The 4,088-nt window shown below is 56.6% G+C and carries 3 protein-coding genes and 2 pseudogenes; 2 read left to right on the top strand and 3 right to left on the bottom strand.

Going from position 1 to position 4,088, the window contains the following annotated elements; genetic code table 11:
* Window positions 1–137 precede the first annotated feature (137 nt).
* Window positions 138–695, bottom strand: a pseudogene (locus tag ACMX3H_RS17480) (efflux RND transporter periplasmic adaptor subunit); the annotation flags it as partial.
* Between the two features lie 448 nt (window positions 696–1,143).
* Complete coding sequence (gene osmE / locus ACMX3H_RS17475; RefSeq protein WP_415211715.1) at window positions 1,144–1,482, bottom strand: osmotically-inducible lipoprotein OsmE; 339 nt, start codon at window positions 1,480–1,482, stop codon at window positions 1,144–1,146.
* 235 nt (window positions 1,483–1,717) lie between these two features.
* Between osmE and nadE the strand changes: the two genes are divergently transcribed.
* The gene (nadE, locus tag ACMX3H_RS17470) at window positions 1,718–2,542 is read left to right on the top strand and encodes an ammonia-dependent NAD(+) synthetase (protein WP_415211714.1); all 825 of its coding nucleotides are present in this window, start codon (window positions 1,718–1,720) and stop codon (window positions 2,540–2,542) included.
* 94 nt (window positions 2,543–2,636) lie between these two features.
* Here nadE and ACMX3H_RS17465 read toward each other — a convergent pair whose 3' ends face one another.
* Entirely contained in the window at window positions 2,637–3,509 is an 873-nt protein-coding gene (locus ACMX3H_RS17465; protein ID WP_415211713.1) for a LysR family transcriptional regulator, read from the bottom strand.
* Between the two features lie 342 nt (window positions 3,510–3,851).
* Here ACMX3H_RS17465 and ACMX3H_RS17460 point away from each other — a divergent pair.
* A pseudogene (locus ACMX3H_RS17460) lies at window positions 3,852–4,088 on the top strand (IS21 family transposase); the annotation flags it as partial.

Here is a 4,088-nt window from a genome sequence, read left to right as displayed (position 1 = left end):
CCCGCCGTTCGCCGCCCATATCACCCTGCGCGGGGAGAGCCACGACAATGAATGACACCGACAACACCGCGATGCGCTTCGCTAACCCCTTTGACTTACCGATGATTTTTGTGGTGCCGGCCCCGGAGCGCGCGGTGCGCGCCGGGGGTGACCGAAGAAATGCCGATACGGCCGGAAATGGGCGCTTTAATCAGGGTGCGTTGCAGATCGATACGCGCGCTCTGTACGGCGGCGCGATATTGGTCCACTGAGGCAACGTTTTGTTGCCAGGTGGCCACGGCCTCATCGGCATCCTGGCGGGAAACGCCGTTTTCCTTCACCAGCGCCGCATAGCGCTGTGCCTTCAGTTTGCTGCTGTTCACTACCGTCACGGCATTTTTCAGCTGCCCCACGGCCTCATCATAGGTGGCCTGATAGCTGGCAGGATCGATTTGATACAGAGCCTGCCCTTCTTTGACTTCATCTCCTTCGGTAAATAGCCGCTTCTGGATGATACAGTCCACCTGCGGGCGAACGTCGGAAACCAGCGAGCCTTTCACGCGACTGATTAAATCGCTGGTTAAGGTTACCGACCGGGGCTGAAACGTTTTCACCCCCACCTCGGTTGCCGCGTCAGCGGGATTCGTTTCCGGCTGCCGATCGCAGGCCACGACGAGGAATATCAGTCCTACCGCCAAAAATCTTGAGAGAAACATCACGCTCAATCCTATAATGAATATTCATTTTCATTATACCCGCAGACCCCACGGTGCCGATGGCGTACTTAGGTAAAAAAAACGAAAATACATGTTACCTAAATAGGTTTTTACCACGCCACGATGGCGGGCGTGCAGGGCAATGCGTGCGCGTCGTCCCCGGTAGCAGGTGGTCATAACCGACAGCATGAGGTCATGGAAATGGAAAGTGACTGCGGGCCAGTGAAGTGTAGGGTTACCGTGGGCTTGAGTGATAAAAAGGCGGTCTAAAGGGCGATACTGTTACATAAGCATCAGGTACGGGCGTAAAACGCTTTGAGGGCAATTACGTTAGCGGTGTCGAGCGCGCAGGTCGGCGCTATCATATCAGAAGTCGGATCCGCGCCCCCTTGCCGGCACCGGGCCAGAGCCGGCCGCAGCCCGGCGCCCAAGCAGACGCTAAGAACGTTTATTGTCCCTGCTGAGGATTGGTGTCGTATTCCTGGCAGCTCTGGAACCCTTTGTTCAATACCTTGCCGGTTTCGTCGTAGCTGACAAAGTAATTAATTGGTTTGCCGTCACGGTTACCCAGTACATAGGAGTCACAGGTTCCCCGTGCGTTAATCATGGTCGAGGACGTCGCCGGCACGCCGCCGATAGCGCGCGCCTGCTCTTTGGTCATGCCTTTTTTCACATCGCTAACGACGGGTTTTTTCAGATAACTGTCGGCACGATCATAGGCGGTACAGCCAGAAAGGAAAGAAATCGCCGCGGCGGCGGAAACAGCCAGAACCATTTTATTATTCATCGAGGTCACCTCATTCATTGTGTGTATGAAATAAGCCTAGATGCCAAAACACATTTTTTCAAATAGGCCGTTCATTTTGGTGCTTATTTTTGTGCCGCGCCGGCCGCCGAAATCGATAATGGCATCGCGGGTGGGTAACGCTTTCTCTTCTAAGCGTTAGGCTTTACACTTTTGTGATTACCCTCATCATGACGTTTGCGATACCCGCAGCTTGACGTTTCAGGAGACAAAGCGAATGGCACTACAGCAAGAGATCATAGCGGCGCTGGGCGTGAAACCCACGATTGACCCGGCGGCCGAATTTCGGGTGAGCGTGGATTTTCTCAAAGCCTACCTGAAAAAACATACTTTCGTACGCACGCTGGTGCTCGGCATCAGCGGCGGCCAGGATTCCACGCTGACGGGCAAAGTTTGCCAACAGTCCATCAGCGAGCTCCGTCAGGAAACCGGCATGGCCGACTACCGCTTTATCGCCGTGCGCTTGCCCCACGGCGAGCAGAAAGATGAAGCGGATTGCCGGGATGCAATCGCATTTATCCAGCCTGACCAGGTGGTCACCGTCAATATCAAAAGCGCCATTCAGGCCAGCGAGGCGACCTTGCGCGAGGCGGGCATCGCGTTGAGCGATTACGTTAAAGGTAATGAAAAAGCGCGCGAACGCATGAAAGCCCAGTACAGCATCGCCGGCATGACGGCGGGATTGGTGGTGGGCACCGATCACGCGGTGGAAGCGGTAACCGGTTTCTTCACCAAATACGGCGACGGCGGTACCGATATCAACCCCCTCTTCCGGCTGAATAAACGCCAGGGCCGCGCAATATTGCAACACCTCGGCTGCCCCGATCATCTTTATCTCAAAGCGCCGACCGCCGACCTGGAAGAAGATCGCCCCGCGTTACCTGACGAAACCGCGCTCGGGGTCACCTACGAAATGGTCGATGATTACTTAGAGGGCAAAACCATCGATGCCGCCGCGGCGCGCGTAATTGAAAACTGGTATCAGCGCACCGAGCACAAGCGTCATCCGCCGGTGACGGTGTTTGACGACTTTTGGCAATAATCTCCCGCCTGCCGCGGTCAGCCGCGCGCCGGCACGTGTGCATAAATTTTAAGCCCGCGCGTTAACCCCGTTTTCACGCCGCCTGCGCGTCGACTCACTGTTCCAGCCACCGGCGGATGATGCTGCGCATCAGCAGCACCGCCGGATCGGGGGCGTGAGACGCGGTCATCAGCAGTTGCACTTCAAACGGCAGCGCTCCCTGGATTTTCACGACCTGTAACTGATGGGCATAACGTCTGGCGGTGAAGGTGTCGACGATCCCCACGCCACCGCCGGCCAGCACTATATCGGCAATAACGGAATAGGTCTTGATCTGCAGCGTGCCGCAAGAGCGCCGCCCCTGAGCGCGCAGCCCCTGATGTAATACCCGCCTCAGCGGATCCTGCGGCTGCATCATCAGCAGATGATGCTCGCATAGCCAGGCCAGGCTGACCGGCGCCACGACCGTCAACGACGGCAGGACGAGCGCCACCATATCGGCCCGATAAAGCACTTCCGCCGTCAGCCGCGGCACCAGGGATTGACCAAAGGTCAACGCCAGATCCAGCCAGTCATCCAACAGATCTTGGCAAAGCGTGTCATGATGACCGGTCACCAGTCCGACGTCCGCCGGCAGCGGCTCCGCCTGTCGGCGGTAGTCCAACAGCACCTGCGCCATCAAAGATTGGCCAATCGCATGGGCGGCGCCAATGCGTAACTGCTCAGGGGCGCGTAAACGTTGGGCGAGCTGGTCGATACGTTGTAAATGGAGATAAAACTGATCGATTTCCGGCATCAGCCGTTGTGCCCACGACGTCGGCTGCAGCCCGGAGGGCCGGCGATCGAATAAGGCAAATCCCAACTGCTGTTCGGCATGGGGCAGCACGCGGCTGATATTGGGCTGCGAGACATTAAGCCGGCGCGCCGCGCCGCTGATACTGCCAGACGCCATAATGGCATGAATGATTTCGATATGACGTAAACGCATGGTGGGCACTCCGGGCCAACGGCCTTCGGTCCTGGCCGGTATCGACAACATACCAGCATAGTAAGAGAATTTGCGGCGGTTGAACAGCGCGCACGCACCAATGCCGCTTTAGATAACGCCCGACCAACCCGGCCCGATTATCCACAGGCAAAAAAAATCGCAGCCGAGGGCTGCGATGGAATAATGACGTCTTAAGGGAATTTAGTTATTTCCGTGTTCCTACTGGTTCCGGTCACGTCCGATCACTGATTCCGGTCGCCCGATTAGCGATTCCGATTCTGTCCGATCGCTCATCTTCTGTTCCACCATACTCTGGAGACTTTTAGCTTCCGGGGGTATSGCATGGCACGTAAAAAGAAGAACACGATAACAGAAATGTGCATCTATATCAATGTATTACGCATGAAATTTGAGCAGCGTCGCTCGAATCGTACCATCGCAGCAGCGCTCGGCATCGGCTGTACCACAGTGCACGATATCCTCGGCCGATTCACGGTAGCTAACCTGGTCTGGCCATTGCCGGCGGAACTGTCCCCCGTCGACCTCGACCGCCTGCTCTATCCCGGCAAATCCGGCAAG

Source organism: Sodalis sp. (in: enterobacteria) (assembly GCF_047607725.1).
In the GTDB taxonomy this organism is placed as follows: Bacteria; Pseudomonadota; Gammaproteobacteria; order Enterobacterales; family Enterobacteriaceae; genus JBLKSS01.
Note: the sequence above shows the minus strand (reverse complement) of the source record. Positions and strands in the feature narration are given on the sequence as shown.